Origin of the sequence: Bacillus sp. AFS017336 (genome assembly GCF_002555445.1) — a bacterium.
Lineage (GTDB): Bacteria > Bacillota > Bacilli > Bacillales > Bacillaceae_G > Gottfriedia.
Genome location: NZ_NUCO01000132.1, coordinates 1 through 4,497, shown reverse-complemented (window position 1 = coordinate 4,497; position 4,497 = coordinate 1). Strand labels below are relative to the sequence as shown.

The 4,497-nt window shown below is 34.6% G+C and carries 2 protein-coding genes and 8 tRNA genes; 2 read left to right on the top strand and 8 right to left on the bottom strand.

Annotated elements, in window-relative coordinates:
* Positions 1–24: 24 nt before the first annotated feature.
* The 3 genes from CN601_RS22450 to CN601_RS22440 form a co-directional block, all read right to left on the bottom strand.
* Positions 25–98 (bottom strand) — tRNA-Gly (locus CN601_RS22450).
* 5 nt (positions 99–103) lie between these two features.
* Positions 104–180 (bottom strand) — tRNA-Pro (locus tag CN601_RS22445).
* A gap of 5 nt (positions 181–185) precedes the next feature.
* A tRNA-Arg gene (locus CN601_RS22440) sits at positions 186–262 on the bottom strand.
* A gap of 582 nt (positions 263–844) precedes the next feature.
* Here CN601_RS22440 and cls point away from each other — a divergent pair.
* Positions 845–2,287, top strand: a complete 1,443-nt coding sequence (gene cls / locus CN601_RS22435) for a cardiolipin synthase (RefSeq protein WP_098120386.1) — start codon at positions 845–847, stop codon at positions 2,285–2,287.
* 133 nt (positions 2,288–2,420) lie between these two features.
* Positions 2,421–3,239 carry a M15 family metallopeptidase gene (locus CN601_RS22430; protein ID WP_218923273.1) on the top strand — a complete coding sequence of 273 codons (819 nt, stop codon included), beginning with the start codon at positions 2,421–2,423 and terminating at the stop codon, positions 3,237–3,239.
* 268 nt (positions 3,240–3,507) lie between these two features.
* Here the strand turns inward: CN601_RS22430 and CN601_RS22425 are convergent.
* The 5 genes from CN601_RS22425 to CN601_RS22405 form a co-directional block, all read right to left on the bottom strand.
* Positions 3,508–3,590, bottom strand: a tRNA-Leu gene (locus tag CN601_RS22425).
* A gap of 13 nt (positions 3,591–3,603) precedes the next feature.
* A tRNA-Lys gene (locus CN601_RS22420) sits at positions 3,604–3,676 on the bottom strand.
* Positions 3,677–3,816: 140 nt separating this feature from the next.
* A tRNA-Gln gene (locus CN601_RS22415) sits at positions 3,817–3,891 on the bottom strand.
* Positions 3,892–4,193: 302 nt separating this feature from the next.
* Positions 4,194–4,269, bottom strand: a tRNA-Asp gene (locus CN601_RS22410).
* A 3-nt stretch (positions 4,270–4,272) separates the two neighbouring features.
* Positions 4,273–4,349 (bottom strand) — tRNA-Met (locus tag CN601_RS22405).
* Positions 4,350–4,497 lie beyond the last annotated feature (148 nt).

The window sequence follows — 4,497 nt, the reverse complement described above, 5'->3', positions numbered from 1 at the left end:
TTTAGTTTTCAAAGTTCAAAATAATGGAGCGGGTGATGGGAATCGAACCCACGACCGAAGCTTGGAAGGCTTCTATTTTACCATTAAACTACACCCGCGAAAATGGTCGGGAAGACAGGATTTGAACCTGCGACCCCCTGGTCCCAAACCAGGTGCTCTACCAAGCTGAGCCACTTCCCGAAATATGGCGCGCCCGAAAGGACTCGAACCCATAACCTTTTGATCCGTAGTCAAACGCTCTATCCAATTGAGCTACGGGCGCATATTTTAAAGTGTGTCGTCTTCGTTAGCGACTTTTACAGTTTATAACATCTAACTGTTTATGTCAACACTTTTTTTAAAAAGTTTTTTTAACTTTCAATGCTTACTACGATAAGCTTTCGTTGACTTCATTAACTTCTGACGTGACTTTAACTATATTAAAGTATAAGACAATTATTGTCAACAATATTTAAGAAAAAAGTTACGATTAATTTGATTTGCAATAATATATTGCTCTTAACCGTACTACTACAGTACTTTTCCACCTCAAATTACTGATTAAATAGTAACTTTCATCAGTTTAGTTTTCTCATAATAGACATAAAGCAAATCAACATTAGTGGAATTGTTATAGTACTATTTAAAGTAATCCTCTGTTGAAATAATTCGATTTTTGAAGAACTTTCTCTTCATCTACTCCTACGAGCTCTTAAATACTCGGTTTTGGTACCGTACCGTGAAAAATTACAGAGTAAATGATAAAATCCTTTTATTATTGAGAAAGTATACAGTTTGATTGTATACTTTGATTCATTAAATAAAACATATTAAAAGCAATCTAATTATATAGGATGTGAGTACAATGGATATAAATTTTATTACAATCCTCCTTATTGTTAATATACTGCTAGCTGGTGTTTTAATCTTTATTGAAAAGAGAGATGTTGCAGCTACGTGGGCATGGCTTATGATCCTACTTTTTATACCAATAGTCGGTTTCTTACTATACCTTTTTTTAGGCAGGCAGCTAAAACAAAAAAACTTCTATCATCTTTCAAATAAAGAAAGAAGTTACCTTCAATTAGCAGTTACTAATCAAGCAAATCAAATACATAATGATCAACACTTTATCCAAGATGAATTACTATCGAAGCATTCACATTTAATTATGATGAATTTAAAATCCGCTAATTCTTTATTAACAACTGAAAACGAGATCCAAACATTTAGTGACGGTTACGAAAAATTTAATTCGCTTTTCGAAGACATACAAAATGCCGAAAAAGAGATAAATATTCAATACTACATCATTCAACGTGACTCGTTAGGAAAAAAGCTTAGAGACGAACTTACAAAGAAGGCAGAAAAAGGCGTAAAAGTACGAGTTCTGTACGATGACATTGGTTCGAAAAAAATCACTCCCTCTTTCTTCAAAGATCTTGTTAAACACGGAGGTGAGGTAAAAGCTTTCTTCCCTTCCTTCTTAAGACTCATCAATTTTCGATTAAACAATAGAAATCACAGAAAACTTTGTATTATTGATGGGAGAATTGCTTATATAGGAGGTTTTAATGTTGGGGACGAGTATCTTGGAATTGATAAGAAATTTGGTTACTGGAGAGACACCCATTTTCGAATAAAAGGTGATTCAGTAAATCAAATTCAAGGGCGATTTATATTAGACTGGCAACAAGCTACTAAACAACATGTACATATTATAGAGGAATTTACATTTAATAATGTGGAAAGTATCGGAAATACTCCCATACAAATTGTAGCTAGTGGGCCAAATTCGGAAACAGAGCACTTAAAAAACATGTACGTTAAACTTATTACGTCTGCTAAACAAAGCGTATATATTCAAACCCCTTACTTCATTCCTGATGCAAGCATTATGGACGCTTGTAAAATTGCTGCATTATCTGGAATTGATGTTAGAATAATGATTCCAAGTAAACCTGACCACCCATTCGTACATTGGGCATCACTATCATATGCAGGCGAACTATTATCCTACGGAGCAAAAATATTGCTATACGAAAATGGATTTTTGCATGCTAAAACAATCGTAATAGACCAAGAAGTTGCTTCAGTTGGAACTACTAACATTGATACACGTAGTTTTAAATTGAATTTTGAAATTAACGCGATCGTCTATTCAGAAAAAGAATCATCCAATCTACAAGACCTTTTTATATCTGATAGTAAATATTCCAGTGAACTTACTCTTGAAAAGTATCAAGCGAGAACAGTTTTTATAAAAATAAAGGAAGCTATTTCTCGACTTCTATCTCCAATATTATAAATTACTAAAAACATTACTAAATTGTAATGTTTTTTTATATTGCCAAATAAGTTTTAAATTGAAAGAACACGTATTCTAATGAATAATTAAAATAGTTAACAGATTATTACACAAATTAATTAGAAGGTGAACTATGAGAAGAATCAAGAAGATTTTAGTAAGTTGTTTAGCTATTTTATCTTTGTGGGTCAGTTTTTTTACAAATCCAACCTCTACTTATGCATCAAATAAAGTTTACACCGTAACTGCAAGTAAACTAAATGTTCGTAGCGGCCCTAGCACAGCATCTAAGTTGATTGGTACTGTGAAAAAAGGTCAATATTTAACGGTTATGAATAAACAAGCTAATGGATGGTATAAAATTAAATTTAAAAGTAAAACAGGATTTATTAGTGGGAAGTATGTCATTTCAGAGTTCACTAATATTAAATCATTAGATAAAAGTATGATCGTTGATTTACGCTATAATACAACGAATAACTTTACCGGCAAACGTATATATAATTTTAGCCAAGCCATCCTTAGGACGAGCACAGCCAAAAAATTAGCTAAAGCAAACTCTATTCTAAAAAAACAAGGATATACGATTAAAGTTTGGGATGCTTACCGTCCTTTATCAGCTCAACAAACACTTTGGAAGGCATATCCTAATTCAGATTATGTTGCTAAGCCTAATCCAAAAAATATACGCGGACACCAACTAGGTGCAACACTAGATATAACATTGTGTACATTGGATAGAAAAGAAGTTCAAATGCAATCCAGATTCGATGATTTTTCATCCCGTGCTTCTCGAAGCTATAAGCGAAATAGTGTACAAGAAAAGAATTATCAAATCATGGATAAAGCGATGAGGCAAGCCGGTTTCTTGGGCTATTCAAAAGAATGGTGGCATTACTCTGATACAAATCAAAAATTCAAACCGCTTCAAGTAAATCCAGCTAATTATTAATGTTACGACTCACTTTTGGAATATATCAAAAGTGAGTTTTTTAGTATAGTCTATCCCTATAGATCAGTAGTTTTATAAAAACGCGCATCAATGTGTAACAAGTGGTTATCATGAATATTCTTTTAAAATAGCCTTTTTTACTAATTTAGTGAACAAAAAAAGTGATTTCTTAAGTACTAAAAATTTACAATTATTTCTTTACTAATGTCAATCAACACAAAAAAGACACCCTACAATTGTAAGATGCCTTGAAAAGTCATAATTAAGATGCGGCCGAGAGGACTTGAACCTCCACGGAGAAACCTCCACTAGGCCCTCAACCTAGCGCGTCTGCCATTCCGCCACGACCGCGAATAAACAAAAGTGGGCCATGAAGGATTCGAACCTTCGACCCTCTGATTAAAAGTCAGATGCTCTACCAACTGAGCTAATGGCTCGTATTAACAAGTTTATAAATACATGATAGTACAAGTACAACTAAAAACCAACTATTTTTAAACTTACTTACTGTTTACACGATCGCATTTAAAATAAAAACAAATCCCTCTACCTTAAACATTACTATTCAAAATAAAAATGGCTGGGCTACCTGGATTCGAACCAGGGCATGACGGAATCAAAATCCGTTGCCTTACCGCTTGGCTATAGCCCAATGAATTAGCTGCATGCTCTACTCCACCGAATAAACTACGTGAATATGCACCGCAGGATTTTTTTTATGTTGTATTGATTTACCTCTCGATTAAACCTCTCAAGATAAAAAACAATCCGAGATTTCAATATTCTTCTTTACCTAATGTGCGAATATGCTACATGAAGTAACACCGCAGGATTGTCTTATGTAGTATTGTATTTACCCCTCGAAACTACTCCTCAAGATAAAAAAAATTCAACCATCCCACTACTATTTTTCTCCAAATAAAGAAAAAAAATACTACAAACTGTAGTAATTAATGGCGGTCCCGACCGGGATCGAACCGGCGATCTCCTGCGTGACAGGCAGGCATGTTAACCGCTACACCACGGGACCATTTGGTTGCGGGGACAGGATTTGAACCTGCGACCTTCGGGTTATGAGCCCGACGAGCTACCAGACTGCTCCACCCCGCGATAATGTGGATACTATTTTATTAGATCCATGAAGTTTATTTCGTTAAGACCATCCCAATCTCAGGATGTTTATGCAAGTAGCGGCTCGATTGGTATGCTGAAGTTGTTACTTCGAAGCATATTCGTTCGTGCTCCACCCCGCGATAAT